The 21,605-nt window shown below is 63.4% G+C and carries 22 protein-coding genes; 11 read left to right on the forward strand and 11 right to left on the reverse strand.

Going from position 1 to position 21,605, the window contains the following annotated elements:
• The first annotated feature begins 9 nt into the window (after positions 1-9).
• On the forward strand, positions 10-822 hold the full coding sequence (locus LOKVESSMR4R_RS14070; protein ID WP_087209581.1) for a bifunctional allantoicase/(S)-ureidoglycine aminohydrolase: 813 nt from the start codon (positions 10-12) through the stop codon (positions 820-822).
• Between the two features lie 47 nt (positions 823-869).
• Here LOKVESSMR4R_RS14070 and LOKVESSMR4R_RS14075 read toward each other — a convergent pair whose 3' ends face one another.
• The gene (locus tag LOKVESSMR4R_RS14075) at positions 870-1,898 is read right to left on the reverse strand and encodes an NAD(P)/FAD-dependent oxidoreductase (RefSeq protein ID WP_087209583.1); all 1,029 of its coding nucleotides are present in this window, start codon (positions 1,896-1,898) and stop codon (positions 870-872) included.
• Positions 1,899-1,945: 47 nt separating this feature from the next.
• On the opposite strand from LOKVESSMR4R_RS14075, the gene mnmD reads away from it, so the two are divergent.
• Positions 1,946-2,626, forward strand: a complete 681-nt coding sequence (gene mnmD, locus LOKVESSMR4R_RS14080; RefSeq protein ID WP_087209586.1) for a tRNA (5-methylaminomethyl-2-thiouridine)(34)-methyltransferase MnmD — start codon at positions 1,946-1,948, stop codon at positions 2,624-2,626.
• The gene (locus tag LOKVESSMR4R_RS14085; protein ID WP_087209589.1) at positions 2,616-3,491 is read left to right on the forward strand and encodes a DMT family transporter; all 876 of its coding nucleotides are present in this window, start codon (positions 2,616-2,618) and stop codon (positions 3,489-3,491) included. Before mnmD ends, LOKVESSMR4R_RS14085 begins: the two co-directional genes overlap by 11 nt.
• Positions 3,492-3,520: 29 nt before the next feature.
• Here LOKVESSMR4R_RS14085 and LOKVESSMR4R_RS14090 read toward each other — a convergent pair whose 3' ends face one another.
• Entirely contained in the window at positions 3,521-5,482 is a 1,962-nt protein-coding gene (locus LOKVESSMR4R_RS14090) for a lytic transglycosylase domain-containing protein (protein WP_237331798.1), read from the reverse strand.
• Positions 5,483-5,629: 147 nt separating this feature from the next.
• Between LOKVESSMR4R_RS14090 and dapA the strand changes: the two genes are divergently transcribed.
• The 6 genes from dapA to LOKVESSMR4R_RS14120 all read left to right on the forward strand — a co-directional run bounded on the left by dapA (position 5,630) and on the right by LOKVESSMR4R_RS14120 (position 11,369).
• Positions 5,630-6,502, forward strand: a complete 873-nt coding sequence (gene dapA / locus LOKVESSMR4R_RS14095; RefSeq protein ID WP_087213293.1) for a 4-hydroxy-tetrahydrodipicolinate synthase — start codon at positions 5,630-5,632, stop codon at positions 6,500-6,502.
• Between the two features lie 23 nt (positions 6,503-6,525).
• The gene (gene smpB, locus LOKVESSMR4R_RS14100; RefSeq protein ID WP_087209591.1) at positions 6,526-6,999 is read left to right on the forward strand and encodes an SsrA-binding protein SmpB; all 474 of its coding nucleotides are present in this window, start codon (positions 6,526-6,528) and stop codon (positions 6,997-6,999) included.
• Between the two features lie 151 nt (positions 7,000-7,150).
• Positions 7,151-8,017, forward strand: a complete 867-nt coding sequence (sseA, locus tag LOKVESSMR4R_RS14105) for a 3-mercaptopyruvate sulfurtransferase (protein WP_087213296.1) — start codon at positions 7,151-7,153, stop codon at positions 8,015-8,017.
• The gene (locus tag LOKVESSMR4R_RS14110; protein ID WP_087209594.1) at positions 8,017-9,201 is read left to right on the forward strand and encodes an aromatic amino acid transaminase; all 1,185 of its coding nucleotides are present in this window, start codon (positions 8,017-8,019) and stop codon (positions 9,199-9,201) included. The genes sseA and LOKVESSMR4R_RS14110 overlap by 1 nt, the downstream gene beginning before the upstream one ends.
• 170 nt (positions 9,202-9,371) lie before the next feature.
• Complete coding sequence (locus tag LOKVESSMR4R_RS14115; protein WP_087209597.1) at positions 9,372-10,331, forward strand: L-malyl-CoA/beta-methylmalyl-CoA lyase; 960 nt, start codon at positions 9,372-9,374, stop codon at positions 10,329-10,331.
• Between the two features lie 75 nt (positions 10,332-10,406).
• Complete coding sequence (locus LOKVESSMR4R_RS14120) at positions 10,407-11,369, forward strand: acetyl-CoA carboxylase carboxyltransferase subunit alpha (RefSeq protein WP_087213298.1); 963 nt, start codon at positions 10,407-10,409, stop codon at positions 11,367-11,369.
• On the opposite strand, the gene LOKVESSMR4R_RS14125 is transcribed toward LOKVESSMR4R_RS14120, so the two are convergent.
• From LOKVESSMR4R_RS14125 to LOKVESSMR4R_RS14135, 3 genes are read right to left on the reverse strand one after another with little or no spacing between them, the layout of a single operon-like run.
• Complete coding sequence (locus LOKVESSMR4R_RS14125; RefSeq protein WP_087209600.1) at positions 11,366-12,103, reverse strand: lysophospholipid acyltransferase family protein; 738 nt, start codon at positions 12,101-12,103, stop codon at positions 11,366-11,368. The two genes, LOKVESSMR4R_RS14120 and LOKVESSMR4R_RS14125, sit on opposite strands and share 4 nt — an antisense overlap.
• Positions 12,100-12,993, reverse strand: a complete 894-nt coding sequence (locus LOKVESSMR4R_RS14130) for a cell division protein FtsX (protein ID WP_087209603.1) — start codon at positions 12,991-12,993, stop codon at positions 12,100-12,102. The genes LOKVESSMR4R_RS14125 and LOKVESSMR4R_RS14130 overlap by 4 nt, the downstream gene beginning before the upstream one ends.
• Complete coding sequence (locus LOKVESSMR4R_RS14135; RefSeq protein ID WP_087213302.1) at positions 12,990-13,664, reverse strand: cell division ATP-binding protein FtsE; 675 nt, start codon at positions 13,662-13,664, stop codon at positions 12,990-12,992. The genes LOKVESSMR4R_RS14130 and LOKVESSMR4R_RS14135 overlap by 4 nt, the downstream gene beginning before the upstream one ends.
• 164 nt (positions 13,665-13,828) lie before the next feature.
• Between LOKVESSMR4R_RS14135 and LOKVESSMR4R_RS14140 the strand changes: the two genes are divergently transcribed.
• Positions 13,829-14,677, forward strand: coding sequence for a zinc-ribbon domain-containing protein (locus tag LOKVESSMR4R_RS14140; RefSeq protein WP_087209606.1), 849 nt, complete (start codon positions 13,829-13,831; stop codon positions 14,675-14,677).
• Here LOKVESSMR4R_RS14140 and LOKVESSMR4R_RS14145 read toward each other — a convergent pair.
• Genes LOKVESSMR4R_RS14145 through argH form a run of 5 tightly spaced genes read right to left on the reverse strand, consistent with a single transcriptional unit; the run spans position 14,668 to position 20,407 of the window.
• On the reverse strand, positions 14,668-17,211 hold the full coding sequence (locus LOKVESSMR4R_RS14145) for a TIGR02302 family protein (protein WP_087213305.1): 2,544 nt from the start codon (positions 17,209-17,211) through the stop codon (positions 14,668-14,670). The genes LOKVESSMR4R_RS14140 and LOKVESSMR4R_RS14145 overlap by 10 nt on opposite strands.
• Positions 17,212-17,254: 43 nt before the next feature.
• Positions 17,255-18,523, reverse strand: a complete 1,269-nt coding sequence (gene lysA, locus LOKVESSMR4R_RS14150; protein WP_087209609.1) for a diaminopimelate decarboxylase — start codon at positions 18,521-18,523, stop codon at positions 17,255-17,257.
• Between the two features lie 9 nt (positions 18,524-18,532).
• Positions 18,533-18,847, reverse strand: coding sequence for a DUF2834 domain-containing protein (locus LOKVESSMR4R_RS14155; RefSeq protein WP_087209612.1), 315 nt, complete (start codon positions 18,845-18,847; stop codon positions 18,533-18,535).
• Position 18,848: 1 nt separating this feature from the next.
• Positions 18,849-19,022 carry a hypothetical protein gene (locus LOKVESSMR4R_RS20475; protein WP_204248680.1) on the reverse strand — a complete coding sequence of 58 codons (174 nt, stop codon included), beginning with the start codon at positions 19,020-19,022 and terminating at the stop codon, positions 18,849-18,851.
• The gene (argH, locus tag LOKVESSMR4R_RS14160) at positions 19,019-20,407 is read right to left on the reverse strand and encodes an argininosuccinate lyase (protein ID WP_087209615.1); all 1,389 of its coding nucleotides are present in this window, start codon (positions 20,405-20,407) and stop codon (positions 19,019-19,021) included. Before argH ends, LOKVESSMR4R_RS20475 begins: the two co-directional genes overlap by 4 nt.
• A gap of 14 nt (positions 20,408-20,421) precedes the next feature.
• Between argH and LOKVESSMR4R_RS14165 the strand changes: the two genes are divergently transcribed.
• Positions 20,422-20,982 (forward strand): TlpA family protein disulfide reductase, encoded by a 561-nt coding sequence (locus tag LOKVESSMR4R_RS14165; RefSeq protein WP_087209618.1) that lies wholly within the window; start codon positions 20,422-20,424, stop codon positions 20,980-20,982.
• On the opposite strand, the gene LOKVESSMR4R_RS14170 is transcribed toward LOKVESSMR4R_RS14165, so the two are convergent.
• The gene (locus tag LOKVESSMR4R_RS14170) at positions 20,979-21,548 is read right to left on the reverse strand and encodes a YqgE/AlgH family protein (protein WP_087209621.1); all 570 of its coding nucleotides are present in this window, start codon (positions 21,546-21,548) and stop codon (positions 20,979-20,981) included. The two genes, LOKVESSMR4R_RS14165 and LOKVESSMR4R_RS14170, sit on opposite strands and share 4 nt — an antisense overlap.
• Positions 21,549-21,605 lie beyond the last annotated feature (57 nt).

Consider the following 21,605-nt stretch of genomic DNA (forward strand, 5'->3'; position numbering starts at 1 on the left):
GAGCCTGCCATGACCGATTATTATGCACCCAACGGCGGCCTGCCCCCGCAAACCGACCTGCTGACCGGACGCGCGGTATTCACCACCGCCTATGCCGTGATCCCCAAAGGCGTGATGACAGATATCGTCACCAGCAACCTGCCATTCTGGGACAAGACCCGCGCCTGGGTGCTGGCGCGACCAATGTCAGGTTTCGCCGAAACCTTCAGCCAATATATCATGGAGGTATCGCCAGGCGGCGGCAGCATCCGGCCCGAAACGGACAGAGCCGCGCAAGGCGTGATCTTCGTGGTCAAAGGCGGGTTCACCCTGACCGTCGCGGGGATGGATCACGCGATGCGCCCCGGCAGCTATGCCTATCTGCCCGCAGGCGGCGACTGGCAGCTGCGCAATGACGGCACCGCGCCAGCGACCTTCCATTGGCTGCGCAAAATCTATGAATCTGTCGATGGGATTGCCGCACCCGATGCCTTTGTCACCCATGAGGATGCCGCGACCACCATCGCCATGCCTGACACGAACGGCGCTTGGGCCACGACCCGTTTCGTGGACCCCGCCGACATGCGCCACGACATGCATGTCAATATCGTGACCCTGCAACCTGGCGGGGTGATCCCCTTTGCCGAAACCCATGTCATGGAACACGGGCTTTATGTGTTGCAGGGCAAGGCGGTTTACCGGCTCAACCAGGATTGGGTCGAGGTCGAGGCGGGCGATTTCATGTGGCTGCGCGCCTTTTGCCCGCAGGCCTGTTATGCAGGCGGGCCGGGGCCGTTCCGCTATCTGCTTTACAAGGATGTGAACCGGCATATGCCGCTTTGAAAAACTTTTATGCCTCCGGCGGGGATCACGGTGAATTGTGCAACAATTCACCGCGCTCGGAAGATGGGGGGAGTGGCGCGAAATCCGTCAGGGATCATGTCTTTGTCTTCCAGCAGCAGATCAGCCATGACCTGCCCGACCTTGGGTGCCATGCCGAAACCGATCTTGAAACCGCCATTGGCAATATATTCCCCCGCCCGCGTTGAGTGATGGCCCAAAACCGGCGCGCGGCTGGGGGCGCGGGGGCGCACACCGGCCCAGCGGGCAATGATTTCGGCGCCTTGCAGCACCGGAAAGGCGGCGATGGCCCGCGCGATCACGTCATCAAGGGCGGTGTCGGTGCTGGCGGGATCGGTGAAATCGCGTTCGGAGGTAGAGCCAATGGCGACGGTGCCGTCCAGATGCGGGATGATATGCAAAGCATCGGCAAAAAGCTGCGGGCTGCCCGCCGCGTCAAAGCGCAAAAGCGCCGCCTGCCCTTTGACGCCATTGCCGCCGATCTCGGCCATGCCTGCCCAGCCGGTGGCCCAGACGATCTTGCCCTGCGCCGTGCCTGCGCGCAGGATACTGCCGCCCAAAGCTGCCACCGCATCCGCCAAGGCGCGCGTCGCGCGGCGGGGATGGACCAGTGCAGACAGCGTGTCGCGCACGACGTAACCGCTGGGCGATGGCGGCATCCAAGCCGTATCGGTGATTGGTTCGACCTGCCATGTCGCCAGCCCCTGCCAGAGGTCTTTGGCAGATGCCCCGCGCGCGCGTGCCAGCGCCACCGCATTCTCATCCGCCAAAGGTTGCAAACGCCCGCTGCGCGCATAGCCGGTGTCCGCCCCGGTCAGCGCGCTGACATCCGCCCAGAAGTCTTGCGCCATGATCAGGCTGTCGAATTGGAACGCCTTTTTGTCATTCCAATGTTCGGGCACATGCGGGGCCAGCGCACCGACCAGCCCGCCGCTGGCCCCTGCGGCCACACCGGCAGGGTCGATCACCTGCACCTTGGCCCCGCGCCGCGCGCAGGCGTAGGCCACCGACAGACCAAAGACACCCGCGCCCATGACCGTGATATCAGCAATTGCCATTCCGCGCCCTTCCGCTCAAAGATGCCTCTGACCTAGGGCAGACCGGCATGACAGACCAGACAGCAAAACTCGATTGGCGGGATGGCGTGCCGATCGCGCGTGATTTCGACGATCCATATTTCTCGCTCGATGACGGATTGGCCGAGACGCGGCATGTGTTCCTGGATGGCAATGATCTGCCCGCGCGGTTTGGCGGCGATCTGCGGATCGGCGAATTGGGCTTTGGCACCGGGCTGAACCTGCTGGTGACATGGGACGCCTGGGTGCAGGCAGACAGGCCCGGCAGGCTGGATTTCACCTCTTTCGAGGCTTTCCCGATGGCGCAGGCCGACATGGCCGCAGCTTTGGCGCATTTCCCGACGCTGGCAGGCTATGCCGCAAAGCTGCTGGCGGCATGGACGCCCGGCACAGGGCCCGTGGCGCTGGACGACGGGCTGACGCTAGAGGTCATCATCGGCGATGCGCGTTTGACGCTGCCCGCTTGGCAAGGGGCGGCGGATGCCTGGTATCTGGACGGCTTTTCCCCCGCCAAAAACCCCGAGCTTTGGGAACCTGCGCTTTTGCAGGCGGTGGCGGCGCATACCCGCATGGGCGGCACAGCGGCAACCTATAGTGCGGCGGGACATATCCGGCGCGCGCTGGCTGATGCCGGATTCACGGTGACCCGCCACCCCGGATATGGACGCAAGCGGCATATGACCCGCGCAAGGATGCAAGATGCAGACTAATACGAGGCTCGGGATCATGCTGATGATCCTCACGACCTTTATCTTCGCGATACAGGACGGGATTTCGCAGCATCTGGCCGCAAACAACAATGTCGTGATGATCGTGATGATCCGCTACTGGTTCTTTGCGGCTTTCGTGATCGCCATCGCGCGGCGGCAATCAGGGTCGATCCGGGCGGCGGCACGGACCAGGCAACCTGTGCTGCAAATCGCGCGCGGCACGCTGCTGGCGTTGGAAATCTGCGTGATGGTCACCGCCTTCGTCTATCTGGGGCTGGTGGAAAGCCATGCGATATTCGCTTGCTATCCGCTGCTGATCGCCGCCTTGTCCGGCCCCGTACTGGGCGAAACTGTGGGCTGGCGGCGCTGGGTGGCGATCGGGATCGGCTTTATCGGCGTGCTGGTGATCCTGCAGCCGGGCTTTGCGGTGTTTTCGCCCGCCGCCGCGATCCCGCTGGCTTCGGCCTTCATGTTCGCGCTTTACGGGCTTTTGACGCGCTATGCGGCGCGACAGGACAATACCACCACCTCGTTTTTCTGGACCGGCACATCGGGGGCGGTGGTGATGACATTGGTGGGTATCTGGTTCTGGGAACCGATGTCGGCATCCGACTGGCGCTGGATGATCACGCTTTGCATCACGGGGGCTGCCGCGCATTGGCTGCTGATCAAAACCTACGAGGTCGCCGAGGCAAGCGCGGTCCAGCCCTTTGCCTATCTGCAACTGGTTTTCGCCAGTATCATTGGCGTCACCCTGATGGGCGAGACGATCCGCCCCAACGTCGCCATCGGCGCCGCCATCGTCGTGGGTGCCGGGCTTTTTACATTGTGGCGCGCCCGCCAGAAAGCCGCATCTTCAGAGTAGAAATATCCCCGCCGGAGGCCAGAAAGTTCTTAATCCCGCGCCGGTCGCGCCACAGGGCGCAACACCGGCTTTTGCCCGATCAGCAGCGCCGTGAACCGCACCGGCCCGGCCTGCCCGCTCAGCCGTGCCTGATAGACCGGCAGGCTTTCGGTGACGCGCTGCACATAATTGCGGGTCTCGACAAAGGGGATATGCTCGATCCAGTCCACCACATCCATCTGCCGCAGGCGCGGATCGCCGCGTTCGCGCATCCATGCGCGCGGGCGGCTGGGACCGGCGTTATAGCCTGCGGCGATCATCACCGGGCTGGGGCCGAATTCATCCTGCAGATAGGCCAGATAGGCCGCCCCCAAAGTGGCATTGTAAGGCCAGTCGCTGGTCAGCCGGGCGCGCGAATAGGGCAGGCCCAGCCAGCCTGCGACCTCTTCCGCCGTGGCGGGCATGACCTGCATCAGGCCCAGCGCGCCAACGGGGCTGGCAATGCCGATGTTGAATTCGCTTTCGCGCCGCGCAATCGACAGGGCAAGGGCCGGATCAACCGGCAGGTCCATCTGCGCCAGATCATGCACAGGGTAATAGATTTCCGGCATGACGATGCCGCGCGCCGCTGCGGTCTTGCCCAGCAACAGGGTGTAATAATCCTCGTCGATGGATGACAGATAGGCCCCCAAGGCGCGCAGGGCGTCAGGCTCCAGCCGCTCGCCAAGGGCGGCAAAGAAGGTCACGGCAGCGCCCCGTTCGCCCCCCGCCAGCAGGATCAGCGCCGCGCGGGTCAGGTCATCGTCGAACACCGGCGCGCCTTGCCAGGCGATATCGGCCCCGACCAAACCCGCATCCAGTGGCCGGTCGATCCGTTCCGAGGCCAAGAGCCCATAGAATGTCGTCTGGTGGTCTGCCGCGCGCGCATAGGCGGCAATGGCCAGATCATTATTGCCCTTCACATCCTGCGCCCGCCCGATCCAATATTGCATCCGCGCCACGGATATCGGGCCAGAGACCCGCGCCGCCGCCCTGTCGAAATGCGCCAGCGCTTGCACCGGATTTCCCTGATAGATCAGCGCGATATAGCCTGCGAGCCATTCCAGATCGGCAAAAGCCTCACCCTCGGCCAGAAAATGGCTGGCGGCCAATGCATAGGCCAGATCGGCGCGGCCTTCGCGCATGTGCCAGCGCGCCAACACCCGCCGGTAGCCCGACCAACGGAACGGGTCTTGCAAGGCGGCAGCACTGGTCGATTGCGCGCGCAGCACCTCGGTCGCCTCGGTCCAATCGCCGCGCGCCGCCAGCCAGCTATAGCGCGCATAAAGCAGGCCGGGTGTATCACGCAGCGCCGCTGGCACGGCATTGAACAAAGGCAGCATATTGTCGGTGCCGGTGGCATAGCCGATGCGCGCGGCGATCAGGGCACGTTGATCTGCGGGCAGCACCGGCAGCAGGCGCGCGGCATCACTGCTGCGCCCGCGCCAGAGCAGCGCATCCGCGCGCGCCACATGCCACGGGGCAAGCCTGTCCGCGAAACTGGCCATCATCACGGCATGGCCATCCGCGTCCATCCCCAGCGTCAGCCAGGCATTGCGCAAGGCGGCCTCGGCGGCCTCGGCCTGTCCTGTGGCGCGCAAGGCCGCGACCAGCCGGACGACACCGGCGCCCGTTGCAGGGGGGACCGCATCGAACCATGCGATGACATTCTGCGGATCGGCGTCAGCGGGGATCAGTGGCTCGGCGGCGCGGCGCAGCTGGGACAGACCCGGCCAATCGGGGCGCGCAGCGACAAAGGCAGGGTAATCCGCGAATTCCGCGTCACCCGCGCGCAACCGCAGCCAAGTCAGCACGTCGCGCGCCACCGGATCGGCATTTGCCAGCAGCAGATCGGCGGCCTCTCGATCCTCGGCCGCAAGCACCACAGCCGCCACAGCGCTCTGGTCGATCTGCTGCGCTGCAACCGGCATGGCCACCATGCAGGATAGAAAACAAAGGGCCGAAAGACGCATCAGGATCACCGCTCTTGATTGTTTTTCTGCAGGGTAAACCAGCCATGCGCCAAGGCAACTGACAAACTTGGCAACAGGCGCAAAGGCGTCTAGGGTCCGCGCGATTTCGCCAAGACGGGAATCGTCCCGCAGATAAGGAAACGTCGCATGTTCAAGGGTTCCATTCCCGCGCTGGTCACACCGTTCGCAAACGGGCAGGTGGATGTCGCGACGCTGAAAAAACTGGTCAACTGGCATGTGGACCAGGGCAGCCAGGGCTTGGTGCCTGTGGGCACCACCGGCGAAAGCCCGACCCTGACCCATGAAGAACATGACATGGTCGTCGAAATCGTGGTGCAAGAGGCCGCAGGCCGTATCCCTGTCATCGCAGGTGCCGGATCGAACAATACGATTGAAACCGTGCGTCTGGTGCAGGCCGCCAAAACGGCCGGGGCCGATGCCGCCCTTGTGGTGACCCCCTATTACAACAAGCCGACCCAAGCCGGGCTGATCGCCCATTTCACCGCCGCTGCCGATTGTGGCCTGCCGGTGATCATCTACAATATCCCCGGCCGGTCCGCCGTGGATATGACCCCCGACACGATGGGCGAACTGGCGCGCCACCCGATGATCATCGGCGTCAAGGACGCAACCGGCGATCTGGCCCGCGTGCCCAAGCAACGGCTGCGTTGCGGCGCTGATTTCGTGCAATTGTCGGGCGAGGATGCCACCGCACTGGGTTTCAACGCGCATGGCGGGGTGGGCTGCATTTCGGTCACCGCCAATGTCGCCCCGGCACTTTGTGCGGCGTTTCAGGAAAGCACCCTCGCAGGCGATTACGCCAAGGCGTTGTTGCAGCTGGACCGTCTGATGCCCCTGCATGAGGCGATTTTCACCGAGCCGGGCGTCGCGGGCGCAAAATACGGCATGTCGCTGCTGGGGCTGTGTTCGGACGAGGTCCGCAGCCCGTTGACCCCGCTGACCGATGCGACCAAGGCCAGGATGCGCGCGGCGATGGTGCATGCGGGCTTGCTGAGCTGAGGCCAAGCGCCTATCTGGGACGCATGGCCAAGAAGACCGAAAAGACGAATTACAAGGTCGTCGCCGAGAACCGGCGCGCCCGCTATGATTATGCCATCGAGGATGATATCGAGGTCGGGATCATCCTGACCGGGTCAGAGGTGAAATCCTTGCGCGTGGGCCAATCGAATATTGCCGACAGCTATGCCTCGGTTGATAACGGCGAATTATGGCTGACCAATGCCTATATCGCGCCTTACGAGCGCGCGATGTTCAGCCATGAGGAACGCCGCAAACGCAAATTGCTGGTCAGCCGCAAGGAATTGGCGCGCCTTTGGAATGCGACCAAGCGCGAGGGCATGACGCTGGTGCCTTTGGTGATGTATTTCAATGACCGCGGCCTCGTGAAGCTGAAGATCGCAACCGCCAAGGGCAAGAAAAACCACGACAAACGCGCCACCGAGGCCGCCCGCGACTGGGGCCGCCAGAAGCAACGGCTCTTGCGGCACGGCGAGTAAGGGGCGCTGCCCCTCGGCCCGGACAGGTCCGGTCCTCACCCCGGAGTATTTTTGGAAAAAAGAAGCTGGCAGGACGGGGGCAGGCGGTGGTCCCTTGTTTCCATGCGGGTTGCGCGCTAGTCACGCATCCATGCGATCAAAGGGCAAGATCATGACCAAACCCGCGCCGGATGATGCCAAAACGCTGGTCAGCACCGATTGGCTGCTGGACCATCTGAAGGACCCTGACCTGCGCGTTCTGGATGCAAGCTGGTATCTGCCCGACGCTGGCCGGTCCGGGCTTGCCGAATATGCCGTCGGTCACATTCCCGGCGCGCGGTTTTTCGACATCGACGAAATCAGCGATCTACGCTCGGAATTGCCGCATATGGCGCCACCGGTCGAGAAATTCATGTCCCGGATGCGCGCGATGGGTGTGGGCGACGGCCATCAGGTCGTGGTCTATGACGGCGCGGGCCTGTTTTCGGCGGCGCGGGTCTGGTGGCTGTTCCGGCTGATGGGCCATGATGCCGTGGCCGTGCTGGATGGTGGCCTGCCGAAATGGCTGGCCGAGGGCAAGCCTGTCACCACCGCCCCGCCCGTGATCCGCGACCGCCACATGACCGTGCAGCGCCGCGCGCAGATGGTCCGCGATGTGACCGATGTCGCGCGTGCGGCCAAGCTGGGCGATCATGTGATCATCGATGCCCGCGCGCCCGGACGGTTCCGTGGCGAAACACCCGAACCCCGCCCCGGCATGCGGTCGGGCCATATCCCGGGGTCGCGCAACGTATTTTATCAAGACCTGCTGAGTGCCGATGGCACGATGAAGCCACCCGCAGCCCTGCGTGCCGTTTTCACCGATGCGGGCGTCGATCTGGACAAGCCCGCGATCACGACCTGCGGGTCGGGGGTCACGGCGGCTGTGCTGTCGCTCGCCCTGGACCGGATCGGCAAGACCGATCACGCACTTTACGATGGCTCTTGGTCCGAATGGGGCATGTATGCCGATCTTCCACTTGCAACCGGAGCCGCCTGATGCTGCACAACCTGCACCCGCAACCCGCCGACAAGATCCTGATGCTGATGGCCGAATACCGCGCCGATCCGCGCAGCGACAAGATCGACCTTGGCGTCGGCGTCTACAAGGACGCCACCGGCAACACCCCCGTGATGCGCGCCGTCAAAGAGGCCGAGCGCCGGATCCTGGCCGACCAGACCACCAAGGCCTATACCGGGCTGGCCGGTGATCCTGCCTTTGGTACGGCAATCCGCGATCTGGTGCTGGGCGACAGTGTCGCGGCTGACCGCGTGGCCTGTGTGGCGACACCGGGTGGGACGGGGGCGATCCGGCAGGCGCTGGAACTGATCCGCATGGCCACACCCGAGGCCACGATATGGCTGTCGAACCCGACTTGGCCGAACCATCCGTCGATCATCAAATATCTTGGCATGAAAATGGCCGAATACCGCTATTTCGACAATGCGACGCGCGGCGTGGATTTTGACGGGCTGATGGCCGATCTGGATGCGCTGAAGGCAGGCGATGTCGTGCTGCTGCACGGCTGCTGCCATAACCCCACCGGCGCGAACCTGACATCTGACCAGATGGCGCAGGTCATTGCCTTGATGCAGGACCGTGGCGCCGTGCCATTTGTCGATATCGCCTATCAGGGCTTTGGCGACGGGCTGGAGGCTGACGCCCAGATCACCCGCCAGATCGCGGCCGCATTCGACAATTGCCTGATTGCCGCCAGCTGTTCCAAGAACTTCGGCATCTACCGCGAACGCACCGGCGCGCTGATGGCCATTGCCAAGGATGCAGATCAGCAGGCGCTGGCGCAGCAGAACCTGGCCTTTCTGAACCGGCAGAACTATTCCTTTCCGCCCGATCATGGCGCGCGGGTGGTGACCACGATCCTGACCGACCCCGCCCTGCGCGCGGAATGGGAGGCGGAGCTGGAAGAAACCCGCCTGTCCATGCTGGGGCTACGCCAACAGCTGGCCGATGAATTGAAACGCCTGACCAATAGCGACCGGTTTGATTTCCTGGCCCATCATCGCGGCATGTTCAGCCGCCTCGGCGCAACACCTGAACAGGTCGCAGCGATGCGCGCGGACAACGGGATCTATATGGTGGGCGACAGCCGGTTCAACGTGGCAGGGCTGAACGCGCAAAGCGTTCCCGTGCTGGCGCAGGCGATTGTCACCGCAGGCATCTAAGGCAGCGGCCAAGGAATTTCGTCGAAATTCCTTGGCGGGGCGAAAATTTTTCGAGAAAAATTTTCCACACGGTGCAAATGCTGCATGTGCAAAAGCGGCTTGTTGCTGGTCGCGCAATATTATATCCAGGACCAAAGACCAGACGCAATTTTGCTACCCAAAGGATCGCCATGTCATTCCGCCTGCAGCCTGCACCGCCTGCCCGTCCGAACCGTTGCCAATTATTTGGCCCCGGATCGAATACCAAGCTGTTTGCCAAGATGGCGGCCTCGGCGGCAGATGTGATCAACCTTGATCTGGAAGACAGCGTCGCGCCATCGGACAAGGACAGCGCGCGCGCCAATGTGATCGAGGCGATCAATACTGTGGATTGGGGCAACAAGACGCTGTCTGTCCGGATCAACGGGCTGGACACGCCCTATTGGTATCGCGACGTTGTCGATCTGCTGGAACAGGCGGGCGACAGGCTCGACCAGATCATGATCCCCAAGGTCGGCTGCGCCGCAGATGTCTATGCCGTGGATGCGCTCGTCACCGCGATTGAACGGGCCAAGGGCCGCGCGCGGCCCATCAGTTTCGAGGTCATCATCGAATCGGCCGCCGGTATCGCCCATGTCGCGGAAATCGCCGCCAGCTCGCCGCGCATGGCCGCCATGTCGCTGGGGGCGGCGGATTTCGCGGCTTCGATGGGGATGCAGACAACCGGTATCGGCGGAACGCAGGACAATTATTACATGCTGCATGGTGACACGCGCCATTATGCCGATCCATGGCATTGGGCGCAGACCGCGATTGTCGCCGCTTGCCGGACCCATGGCGTGCTGCCCGTCGATGGCCCCTTTGGCGATTTCAGCGATGACGAAGGCTACCGCGCACAGGCGCGCCGGTCCGCGACGCTGGGCATGGTCGGCAAATGGGCGATCCACCCCAAGCAGATCGCCCTTGCCAATGAGGTCTTCACCCCATCCGACGCCGCTGTTGCCGAGGCGCGCGAGATTCTGGCGGCGATGGAACAGGCCAAGGCCCGCGGCGAAGGCGCGACCGTCTACAAAGGCCGCCTTGTCGATATCGCCTCGATCAAGCAGGCCGAGGTGATCGTGCGCCAATCGCAGATGATCAGCGGCGCGTAATACGTCCACGCCGTTGCCAACGCATCAGGGTTGCGCCATAACACCGTGACTTTCAGCAATGAGGCGCGCGATCTGATGACTCTCTATCTCGACTTTGAAAAACCGCTCGCCGAGATCGAAGGCAAGGCCGAGGAATTGCGCGCCATGGCGCGGGACAACCCGGAAATGGATGTCGCGAAAGAGGCGGCAGCGCTTGACAAGAAAGCGGGCGAATTATTGACCTCGCTTTACGCCAATCTGTCGCCCTGGCGCAAATGCCAGGTGGCCCGCCACCCCGAACGCCCGCATTGCATTGATTACATCGAGGCGCTTTTCGCCGAATTCACGCCGCTGGCCGGCGACCGGAATTTTGCCGATGACCATTCGGTGATGGGCGGCATCGCGCGGTTCAACGATATCCCCGTGATGGTCATCGGCCATGAAAAGGGCAATGATACCAAGTCGCGCATCGCGCGCAATTTCGGCATGGCCCGCCCCGAAGGCTATCGCAAGGCGATCCGTCTGATGGATCTGGCCGACCGGTTCGGCCTGCCGGTCATCACGCTGGTGGACACCCCCGGCGCCTATCCCGGCAAAGGCGCCGAGGAACGTGGCCAATCCGAGGCAATCGCCCGGTCAACGGAAAAATGTCTGGCGCTGAAGGTGCCATTGATCAGCGTCATCATCGGTGAAGGCGGATCAGGCGGGGCTGTCGCCTTTGCCTCGGCCAACCGGGTCGCCATGCTGGATCATTCCGTCTATTCGGTGATCAGCCCCGAAGGCTGCGCCTCGATCCTGTGGAAGGATTCCGAAAAAATGCGCGAGGCCGCCGAGGCCCTGCGCCTGACAGCCAAAGATCTGAAAGAACTGGGCATCTGCGACCGTATCATCGCGGAACCCAAAGGCGGGGCGCACCGCGACCCCGCATCTGCCATCACGGCCGTGGGGCAGGCGCTCGACGCGATGCTGGCCGAATTGACCGGCAAATCCGGCGACAAGCTGCGCAAGGACCGCCGCGACAAATACCTCAACCTGGGCAGCAAGGGGCTGGCGGCCTAACCAGCGCTCAGCGGAAACCCCGCCTCGGCGGCCAGCCTGTCAGAGGCTGTTTCGATCTCGGTTTCCAACTGGCGCATGAAATCCGCAATCTCTAGCCCCGGCGCGATCCGGGGCAGAAATTCGAATACCGCGACACCTGGATGACGATAGATGCCGCGCTTGGGCCAGAACACGCCCACATTCGTGGCGACGGGCACGACCGGCTGACCCAATTCACGGTAAAGCGCGCCGGTCCCGATCTTATAAGGCGCCTTGACGCCGGGTGCGATGCGGGTGCCTTGCGGATAGATGATCAATTGGCCGGGCAGCGCGCGCCCCGCCTGCACATCGGCGACCATCTGCTTGATCGCCTGCCCGCGCTTGCCCCGATCCACAGGGATACAGCCGATCCGCAGGCCGAACTGGCCGATCACGGGGGCATATTTGAGGATCGCCTTGAAGATGAATTTGCCGCGCGGCATCGCGCCATAGATCATCAGCACATCAAGGAACGATTGATGTTTGGGGGCGACCATCACCTCATCCGTCGGAGGGGTGCCGCGGATTTCGACCTGTAACCCGATCATCCAGCCCGCTGTCCAGCGCACCCAGCGGCAATAGGCATGGCAGGCGGCAATGGCCCCTTCGCGCGACCAGATCGCGGCCGGCAGATACAGGATGCCGATGACCAGCATGGCCAGATACATCTGCGCATTGAACAGCAATGACCGCAGCCATTGGATTGCGTAGCTCATGTCTGTTCCTTCAACCGGCGCGCCGCGGCCGCACGGGTCGCGGCAAAGGCCACGATAGCCGACAGAACCGGAATCGCCAGCGGCCAAATCCAGTCCAGCCCGACAAACCCGAAATCCGCCCCCGTGCCGCCGACGACATCCGCCTCGGGCATGCCCTGCAAGACCAGCAAGGCAAGCGCCGTCCCGATGATTGCCCCCAGCCCGGCCCGCAAGGTGAAGCGGCGCACAAAGGCCCGCGCGATATAGCCGTCGCGCGCCCCGACCAACCGCAGCACACGGATGATCTGCGCATTGGCCGCCAGCGAGGCATGGGCCGCCAGCGTGATCATCGCGGCCATTACCGTGCCGATCAGCGCCAGCACGCTCCAGCCCACCAGACGCAGCCGCTGGGCGGCCGCCTGCAAAGGTTCACGCCAGGCGCCGTGATCGTCCAGCACGGCGCCGGGCACCTCGGCCTGCAGGCGGGCGCGCAGGCCTGCCGCGTCATAGCCGGTCTCATCGGGCAGGATTTCAATCAATTGCGGCACTGGCAGCGATTCCACCGGGATATCCGGCCCGAACCACGGGGCCAGCAAGGCGCGCTGTTCATCCGCCTCCAGCACGCGGGCCGAGGCCACGCCGGTCGTCGTTTGCAAAACGGTGACAGCGGCGCGCAACGCGGCGTTTGTCTGCTCCAGATCAGCGGGCAGCCGCAATGTCGCAGTCTGCGCCAGATCATCGGCCCAGCTGCTGGCCAGCCGTCCGGCGGTCAGCGACAGCGCCAGCACAAAGACCGCCAGAAACGCCATCGCGGCGGCGACAAAGACCGTCAGCCGCGCGGACATGCCGGTTGCTGGCACCGCGCGGTCGGCAAGCGGGTCACCCTTGATGAAGGCGATGACAGGCTTCACAAATCTGCCCCCGCCTGGATCAGCTGGCCACCGGTCAGCCGCAGCACGCGCGCATTCACATCCGCCTTGACCGACCGGATCATCGCCAGGTCATGCGTCGCGATCAGGATCGTCTTGCCCATCCGGTTCAGCTCGATCAGCAGGGCCAGCAGGCGCTGGGACATGTCCCAGTCGATATTGCCGGTGGGTTCATCCGCGATCACCACATCGGGCGACATGATGACGGCGCGGGCCAGCGCCGCGCGCTGCCTTTCGCCGCCCGATAATTCCGGCGGGCGCTGTCCCGCCTGCGGCCCAAGGCTGACCCAGGCCAGCAATTCGGTCAGGTTGTCGCGCGCCTCGGCGATCCGGTCGGCGACGGTCAGGGGCAGCGCGATATTTTCCGCGATCGACAGGTGATCAAGGAATTGGCAATCCTGATGCACCACCCCGATCCGGCGGCGGACAATCGCCACCTCGTCCCGGTTCAGGGTGGCGGCATCCTGCCCAAACAGCCGGACCTTGCCGCTGTTGGCGCGCAGATCGGCATAGCACAGGCGCAACAAGGTGGTTTTCCCCGCCCCTGACGCGCCTGTCAAAAAGTGGAATGACCCCGGCGCAAGTTTCAGCGAAAGCCCTGAAAACAGCGCCGTTCTTCCATATCCATACGATACGTTGTCAAGTTCTATCACGATCTGTCCCTTGCCTGCCGTCGTTGTATTGCCGAAAACCATGCCAAGGTTCAATGATGACGCGCGGCAGACTTGCGCAAATCCTTGCGTTTGGTGGTCTCATCGCTAGATTGGCGCGGGTCACAACACCAAACCGAAGCGGCCAGATCAGAGGATTGACTAGAATGCGTTTGATTTGTCCCAGCTGCGGCGCGCAATATGACGTGCCCGATGACGCGATCCCCGAGGCGGGGCGGGACGTGCAATGTTCGAATTGCAATCACACCTGGTTCCAGCTTCATACGCCAGCCGCCCCCATAGCCGAGCCCGCAGCCCCGCAGCCCGCACGCAAACCGCTTGATCCTGCGGTCAGCGATATCCTGCGCCAAGAAGCCGCCCGCGAACAGCAATTGCGGACATCCGCCAGCACTGCGCCGCGCCAGACACAAGACGACACCACGCCCAAACCCGCCGTTGATGCCGCGCAAACCCGCCGCCGGATCGCCGGGCTGACCGAGGCCGAAGCAGCGGCCGAGGCCGATGTCCGCGTCGCGCCTGCCCCCAAACCTGTCAGGGCCGTCCGCGTGACACCGCCCCCCGCGCGCCCCGAACAGCCCCGCGTCATGCCCGCCAGATCAGCCGAAGCCACCGATGCCGATGCCAGTGTTGATTCCGCTGCCGATGACAGCGCGGATGACATGCCCAGCATGAATGACATCAACACCAGCCTGCGCACACGCGCCCAAGCGCCAGAGTCTGCGCTGACCCCCGCTGAAGAGGCCGAGATCATCACGCGGCGCGGCTTTCGGCGGGGCTTTGTCTTTGTGCTGCTGATCTTCGCTGTGCTGCTGGGGCCTTATATCCTGGCCGATCAGATCGTCGCCACCTTCCCCCAAAGCGCGGATGCCATGGCAAACTATAGCGCCACGCTGGATGCAATGCGCCTGTCGCTGAACCAGAGGGCCGGAGATTTGGGTGACTGGATCGCAGAGATCACCGCAGGCGCAAGCAACAGCCCGCCAGATCAGAACTGACCCAGCAACCGCCGCAGGTAATCGCGTTCCAGCGCGGGGCGGTCCTGTTCGGCGGACCGGCGGCGGATTTCGTCAAGCAATTCTGCCGCGCGGCGGTTGATATCGAGACCACCCAACAAGTTCTGATCGCTGCCCATCTGGCCGGTATTGCCGGTGTCGCGGCCCAGCGGATCGCGCTGACCGGGCGTCGCACGCCCTGCCGCCTCGCCCTGTTCGCCTTGCTGGCCCGCTGCGCCGGGCTGGCCTTCGGCCATGGCTTGCCCCAAGGCGCGCATCCCGTTGCGCAGGGCATCCAGCGCCTCGGCCTGCCGGTCGATCGCTTCGGCCAGATCGCCGCCGCGCAAGGCCTGTTCCGCACCTTCCATCGCCCCTTCGGCCTGATCAAGAGAGTCGCGCGCCGCCTCGCCCGCCGCGCCGGGCAGGTTGGGCAAGCCGTCGCGCTGGCGCTGCAATTCCTGCCGCAAGGCCTGCTGGCGCTGATCAAGGCTGCGCTGGTCGTCGGCTCCGGTGCCTTGCCCGTCCTGACCCTGCGCATCGCCCTGATCTTGCTGGCCGTCCTGCGGACCAGCTTGGCCCTGCTGGCCTTGTGGCTGTCCCGGCTGCTGGCCTTGCTGACCCTGATCAAAGTTGTCCTGCAGCTCGCGGAATGCTTCGTCAGACAGGTCCTGCTGGTTGCGCAGCGTTTCGGCCAGATCCTGCATTGATCGCTGGCCGGGCGTGGATGGGCCGTCGCCGCCACCCTCGCCCTGCGCGACGCGCATGTTTTCCATCAGGCGGTTCAGCTCTTCCATCAGCGCCTGTGCCTCGGCCATCCGGCCTTGCTGCATCAATTCCTCGATCCGGTCCATCATGGCCTGTAGATCGCTCATCGACATTTCCATGCTGTTTTCGCTGCTGTCGGGCTGATCGGTGCCATCGCCCGGTTCGGCCTGTTCGGCCAGCATGCGCATGTAATCATCCGTCGCTTCGCGCAATTCCTGCATCAATTCCGCGATTTCAGCATCAGAGGCGCCGTTGCGCATCGCCTCGGCCAGCCGTTCCTGCGCGCGGCGCAGACGTTCGCGGGCATCGGCCAGGCGGCCATCCTCCAGCTGGATCGCAAGATCCCAAAGCGCGGTCACGATCTCGGCCTGTGCCTCCGCATCCATGCCGGCCCCGATATTGGTATCAATCTGCCGGATGATCGTGCGCAGGCGCAGATACATCGCCTCTGAGGTAAAGATATCATCGGGCCGGTGCGAGATCGCGCGCAGGATCTGCCGCACGCGGCGGCTGTTGTCGCGTGACCACATCAGGTCGCGGCGCTGTTCGATCACCGCGCGGGCAAAGGGCTGAAAGAACCGCCGCCCCGGCAGGATCAACGGCTCTGGCGCGGTTGTCGCGGTCTGGCCCGTCGCATCGGTCACCGCCAGTTGCAGCGTGACAGGCAGGTTGGCCAAAGGATGCTCGCTGAGGTTTTCGACGAGGAAAGCATCAAATTCCGACCTATCCCCCGTGAAGGGCATCGGCAGATCCAGCACAAGCGGGTCAATCGGATCAGGTTCTGTGGCCAGACCGAAAACCCGGTCTACCGCGGCCAGATCAAGCGTGATCGTCGCGGTGCCGCTTTCGATGCCGTAATCATCACTTGCGCGGAAAGGCTGTGACATCTCGCCCATCGCGTCAGCGGTGATCGGATCGGTCAAGGCCACGACAGGTGGCGCATCAGCGACAGCAGTCACCCGCCAGCGCCGCCCGTTTTCGCCGTCCAGCACCAGCGTGCCGGAATAGAGGATCTCGAATTGCTGCTGGCCATCGCCAAGCCGGGTCGTCACCGCGTCGCCGCCCGAGACATCCTCGATCAACGCGATCCCGCCAGTGTCACCATAGACCCGCAGCGTGAGCCTGCTGCCCGCAGGCACCTGCAGCGGCCCTGCGGGGATATCGTTGAGATAAATCGAGGGGCGGCCCGTATAGGCGGGCGGCTCGATCCAGCCTTCCCAGACAGGACCGCTGGCCACTGCCGCAGACGACCCCGTCACGATGTCACCGACCGAGGCCACGCGCAGGAACGACCCGAACAACAGCGCCGTCACAAAAAACAGAACCGCGATGAAGCGCAGGCCGTAGGGGTCACGGTCCGCGATGCGCAGATCGGGTTCGACAGCGCGGGCCGATTGCGTGCGTGCGGCCATGCGCGCCACATGCGCCTGCCAGACCGCGATAGAGGCCGGATCAGAGGCCCCGATCGCCTGCACATCCGCGACAGCGGCAATCGGACGGCCCGGCATGGCGGCATCGACGCGGGCCAGCGCCGCGGTCGTTGTGGGCATCTGAAAATGGCGCAGGCCCCAGACCAGCGCGGCCAGCAAGGCCAGACCAGCAATCACCGCAAAGACCCAGACCACCGCCAGCGGCAGAAGATCCTGCCAGCCCATCATCAACGGCGCCAGACACAGAAAACCGATGGTCCAGACCGGCCAGAAACAGCGCACCAGATTTTCAGCCGCCATCCCGATCCGTGTCAGGCGGACCGGCAGGCGCAGGTGGCGCATCTGGTCGGGGATTTGTGTCAGCGTCACTCTCCGCTTGGGTGGGTCAGTCCAGCCATTCTGGCAGGCTATCGCGTGCGATCATCTCTTCATAGCTAGGGCGCTTGCGGATAACTGCAAATTGATCGCCATGGACCAGCACTTCGGGGATCAGCGGGCGCGAATTATATTCCGAGGCCATGACCGCACCATAAGCCCCCGCCGAGCGGAATGCGACAAGATCGCCCGGATGCATCGGCGGGATCTCGCGGCCCTTGGCAAAGGTGTCGCCACTTTCGCAGACCGGACCAACGATATCGTAAGGCACAGGCGCTGTGCCGGCGGCGGGTTCCACCACGGGAATGATATCATGCCATGCGTCATACATCGCCGGGCGGATCAGATCGTTCATCGCCCCGTCAAGGATCAGGAAATCGCGGTCTTCGCCGGATTTGACATAGATCACCTGCGACACCATCAGCCCGGCATTGCCCGAAATCAGCCGGCCAGGTTCAATCTCGATCTCGCAGCCCAGATGGCCCAATGTGCGTTCGATCATCGCGCCGTAGTCCGACGGCAGCGGCGGTGCCGCGTTCGAGCGCGCATAGGGGATGCCCAGCCCGCCGCCCAGGTCAAGACGGGTGATTTCGTGACCATCCGCACGCAAAGCTTCGGTCAATTCGGCGACCTTGGCATAGGCGGCCTCGAACGGGGCGAGGTCTGTCAGTTGTGACCCGATATGCACGTCGATGCCGACAACTTTCAGGCCCTTCAGGGTGGCGGCCAGCGCGTAAACCTCGCGCGCGCGCGAAATCGGGATGCCGAATTTGTTTTCCGACTTGCCGGTGGCGATTTTCGCATGGGTCTTGGCATCGACATCGGGGTTGATGCGCAGGGTGATCGGGGCCAGCTTGCCCAGCGACCGCGCCACCGCGTCCAGCATCACCATCTCGGGTTCGCTTTCGACGTTGAACTGGCGGATGCCGCCTTGCAGGGCCATGCGCATTTCATCCGCCGTCTTGCCCACGCCGGAAAACACGATTCTGTCGCCCGGCACACCTGCGGCCTTGGCGCGCAGATATTCGCCGCCCGATACCACATCCATCCCCGCGCCTGCCTGTGCCAGCACCCGCAAAACGGCGATGTTGGACAAGGATTTCATCGCGAAACAGACCAGATGATCGGCAAAGCCCAAAGCCTCGTCAAACAGCTGGAAATGCCGCGTCAGGGTCGCGGTGGAATAGACATAGAACGGCGTGCCCACGGCGGCGGCAATATCCGCGACAGCGACATCCTCGGCGTAAAGCGCGCCGTTGCGATAAAGAAAATGATCCAAAACGTGGTCCTAACGGGCAAAGCCGGGGCGGCTGCGCAGATATAGATAAAGCGGCAGGCCACAGCTGACACCGATCATGAATGTCGCAGGCACCGCCAGCAGGCTCAGGTAATTCTTGCGCGAAAACGCTTCATAGATCGCCCAGATCGTCAGCGTCACCGCGGCGATGGTCAGGTCCCAGACCAGACCGCTGGTCGCGGCATTGGCATGCCATGCATCCACCATCGCCATGATGTCCCATGTATGCGCATTGAACCAGCCGACAAAGTAATACATCGGATGGATCGCGCCCCAGACCGCCAATGCCAGCCAGATATAGCGCATCTTACAAACCAACCCCGACCGAGACGCGCCCACTGCTGGCCCCGACACTTCCATAGGTGCCGATGCCGCCCGACCCAAGGCTCAGCCCCAGATTGGCAGAGGGCGTGATCGGCGGTCCATCAGCGCCACAAGCGGCCAAAGCGGCAAAGGCCGCGATCAGGGCAAGACGTGTCATGTCAGAACCTCTTTCCAAGCGGCGACCCTTGCGCGGACCTGTGCCGGGGCCGTGCCACCATAACTAGTGCGCGAAGCGACCGAGTTTTCAACCCCCAACACATCGAAGACATCAGGCCTGATGCCATCATGCACGCCCTGCATATCCGCAAGCGTCAGGTCCGGCAGGTCGCAGCCTTTGGATTCGGCCAGTGCGACCAGCGATCCGGTGACGTGATGCGCCTCGCGGAACGGCAGGCCCAGTTCGCGCACCAACCAATCGGCCAGATCGGTGGCGGTGGAAAACCCGCTGCTGGCCGCAGATTTCAGCACATCGCGGTTGGCGGTCATATCGGCGACCATGCCCGTCATCGCGGCCAGCGCCAGCATCAGGCTGTCGGCGGCATCAAAGGTCTGTTCCTTGTCTTCCTGCATATCCTTGGAATAGGTCAGTGGCAGACCTTTCATCACCGTCATCAGCGCGACATTGGCGCCGAAAATCCGCCCGATCTTGGCGCGGATCAACTCGGCCGCATCAGGGTTGCGTTTCTGCGGCATGATCGATGATCCGGTGGACCATTTGTCCGACATCTTCACGAACCGGAATTGCGCCGAGGACCAGATCACCAGTTCTTCGGCCAGACGGCTGAGGTGCATGGCACAGATGCTGGCGGCTGCCAGAAATTCCAGCGCGAAATCGCGGTCGCTGACAGCATCCAGCGAATTGGCCATCGGGGCGTCAAAGCCCAAGGCCTCGGCTGTCATCTGCCGGTCGATGGGGAAGGACGTGCCCGCCAGCGCCGCAGCACCCAAAGGCGACAGGTTCATGCGTTTGCGTGCATCGGCGAAACGGCCCCGGTCGCGGGCGAGCATTTCGACATAGGCCAGCATATGATGGCCCCATGTCACCGGCTGCGCGGTTTGCAGATGGGTGAAACCGGGCATGACCCAATCCGCCCCCGCCTCTGCCTGCCCCAGCAGGGATAATTGCAAAGCTTGCAGCGCCGCATCCGCCTGATCGCATTGGTCACGCACCCAAAGCCGAAAATCCACCGCCACCTGATCATTGCGCGACCGTGCAGTGTGCAACCGGCCTGCCGGTTCGCCGATCAATTCGCGCAGACGGGATTCCACATTCATGTGAATATCTTCCAACGCTGTCGAAAACGGGAAGTCGCCCGTTTCAATCTCTGACAATACGGTGAGAAGGCCTTTGCGGATCGCCTCTGCATCTGTATCTGAGATGATGCCACAGGCGGCCAACATGGCGGCATGGGCACGCGAACCGGCGATGTCTTGGGGTGCCAGACGGCGGTCGAACCCGATCGAGGCGTTGATCGCCTCCATGATCGCGTCCGGTCCGGCGGCGAAACGGCCACCCCACATCGTGTTTGCGGTCTTGGTCATAAAGGAATGCGCCCATGCGTCAGTTGATGTCAGCCCTGCTTTATACGGCCCTGCTGGGCGTTGCAAACCTTGGCGCGGCCCAGCCTGCCGATATTGCCGACCTGCGCAGCGGTGACATGCGCAAGCTGGTGTTTCATGCCGCACCTGTTGCGGCATCTGACACGCCCTTTACCCATGAGGATGGCAGCGAAATGGTGCTGGCCGATCTGCAAGGGCGGTATGTCGTGCTGAACTTCTGGGCGACATGGTGCGCGCCCTGCCGGATCGAAATGCCGCATCTCTCGGCGCTGCAAAGCAACCTTGGCAGCGATGATTTCGAGGTGGTGACCGTGGCCGTCGGCCCCAACCCGCTGCCCGCGATGCAGCGCTTTTTCGATGAAATCGGCGTCGAGAACCTGCCGCTGCACACAGATGCGCGCCAGCGGTTCGCGCGCAGCATGGGGGTATTGGGCCTGCCCGTGACCCTGATCCTGAACCCCGATGGCATGGAAATCGCGCGGATGCAGGGCGAGGCGGATTGGTCCAGCGACAGCGCCATCGCCATCATCCGCGCGCTATTGGATGCCCCAAGCTAGGCGTGGCCTGCCGTTGCGGATAATAACAGCGGATCAATGCCCAGCGATTTCAGTGCGCTGGACCATTTATCGCCATTCGTGCGGCCAAAGATGATATCATCGCGCGGATCACAGGTCAGCCAGCCGTTTTGCAGGATTTCCTGTTCCAACTGCCCTGCCCCCCAGCCGGCATAGCCCAGCGCCAGCATCGCCTGTGCCGGGCCGCGCCCTGCGGCAATGTCTTCCAGCACATCCATTGTCGCGGTCATGCCGATCCCGCCACCGACCTCTAGCGTGCCCTGACCGGATGTGTATTCGGTCGAATGCAGCACGAATCCCCGCGCGGTTTCGACTGGGCCGCCGGTATGGACACGGATATCGGGCGTCGCGGCGGTATGGGGCAATTGCATCTGGTCCAGAAGATCGGTGAAGCTGATCTGCAACTGCGGTTTATTGACGATCAGGCCCATGGCGCCCTCGTCGGAATGGGCACAGATATAGATCACGCTTTTGGCAAAGCGCGGGTCGGCCATGTCGGGCATGGCGATCAGCAGCTTTCCGGTCAGATGGGTGGCAGATGGGTCCATTCGGGCAGAATGCGGGCGGGCGGTGTTTCGTGCAAGCCACAACATGTCAGGGTCTCG

The sequence above is a fragment of the Yoonia vestfoldensis genome (genome assembly GCF_002158905.1).
In the GTDB taxonomy this organism is placed as follows: Bacteria; Pseudomonadota; Alphaproteobacteria; order Rhodobacterales; family Rhodobacteraceae; genus Yoonia; species Yoonia vestfoldensis_B.

Excerpts from the sequence above, each read along its gene's own strand:
- LOKVESSMR4R_RS14070 (WP_087209581.1), top strand. The coding sequence starts at position 10 with ATGACCGATTATTATGCACCCAACGGCGGCCTGCCCCCGCAAACCGAC.
- LOKVESSMR4R_RS14075 (WP_087209583.1), bottom strand. The coding sequence starts at position 1,898 with ATGGCAATTGCTGATATCACGGTCATGGGCGCGGGTGTCTTTGGTCTG.
- mnmD (WP_087209586.1), top strand. The coding sequence starts at position 1,946 with ATGACAGACCAGACAGCAAAACTCGATTGGCGGGATGGCGTGCCGATC.
- LOKVESSMR4R_RS14085 (WP_087209589.1), top strand. The coding sequence starts at position 2,616 with ATGCAGACTAATACGAGGCTCGGGATCATGCTGATGATCCTCACGACC.
- LOKVESSMR4R_RS14090 (WP_237331798.1), bottom strand. The coding sequence starts at position 5,482 with ATGCGTCTTTCGGCCCTTTGTTTTCTATCCTGCATGGTGGCCATGCCG.
- dapA (WP_087213293.1), top strand. The coding sequence starts at position 5,630 with ATGTTCAAGGGTTCCATTCCCGCGCTGGTCACACCGTTCGCAAACGGG.
- smpB (WP_087209591.1), top strand. The coding sequence starts at position 6,526 with ATGGCCAAGAAGACCGAAAAGACGAATTACAAGGTCGTCGCCGAGAAC.
- sseA (WP_087213296.1), top strand. The coding sequence starts at position 7,151 with ATGACCAAACCCGCGCCGGATGATGCCAAAACGCTGGTCAGCACCGAT.
- LOKVESSMR4R_RS14110 (WP_087209594.1), top strand. The coding sequence starts at position 8,017 with ATGCTGCACAACCTGCACCCGCAACCCGCCGACAAGATCCTGATGCTG.
- LOKVESSMR4R_RS14115 (WP_087209597.1), top strand. The coding sequence starts at position 9,372 with ATGTCATTCCGCCTGCAGCCTGCACCGCCTGCCCGTCCGAACCGTTGC.
- LOKVESSMR4R_RS14120 (WP_087213298.1), top strand. The coding sequence starts at position 10,407 with ATGACTCTCTATCTCGACTTTGAAAAACCGCTCGCCGAGATCGAAGGC.
- LOKVESSMR4R_RS14125 (WP_087209600.1), bottom strand. The coding sequence starts at position 12,103 with ATGAGCTACGCAATCCAATGGCTGCGGTCATTGCTGTTCAATGCGCAG.
- LOKVESSMR4R_RS14140 (WP_087209606.1), top strand. The coding sequence starts at position 13,829 with ATGCGTTTGATTTGTCCCAGCTGCGGCGCGCAATATGACGTGCCCGAT.
- LOKVESSMR4R_RS14145 (WP_087213305.1), bottom strand. The coding sequence starts at position 17,211 with ATGCGCCACCTGCGCCTGCCGGTCCGCCTGACACGGATCGGGATGGCG.
- LOKVESSMR4R_RS14155 (WP_087209612.1), bottom strand. The coding sequence starts at position 18,847 with ATGCGCTATATCTGGCTGGCATTGGCGGTCTGGGGCGCGATCCATCCG.
- LOKVESSMR4R_RS20475 (WP_204248680.1), bottom strand. The coding sequence starts at position 19,022 with ATGACACGTCTTGCCCTGATCGCGGCCTTTGCCGCTTTGGCCGCTTGT.
- argH (WP_087209615.1), bottom strand. The coding sequence starts at position 20,407 with ATGACCAAGACCGCAAACACGATGTGGGGTGGCCGTTTCGCCGCCGGA.
- LOKVESSMR4R_RS14165 (WP_087209618.1), top strand. The coding sequence starts at position 20,422 with ATGCGTCAGTTGATGTCAGCCCTGCTTTATACGGCCCTGCTGGGCGTT.
- LOKVESSMR4R_RS14170 (WP_087209621.1), bottom strand. The coding sequence starts at position 21,548 with ATGGACCCATCTGCCACCCATCTGACCGGAAAGCTGCTGATCGCCATG.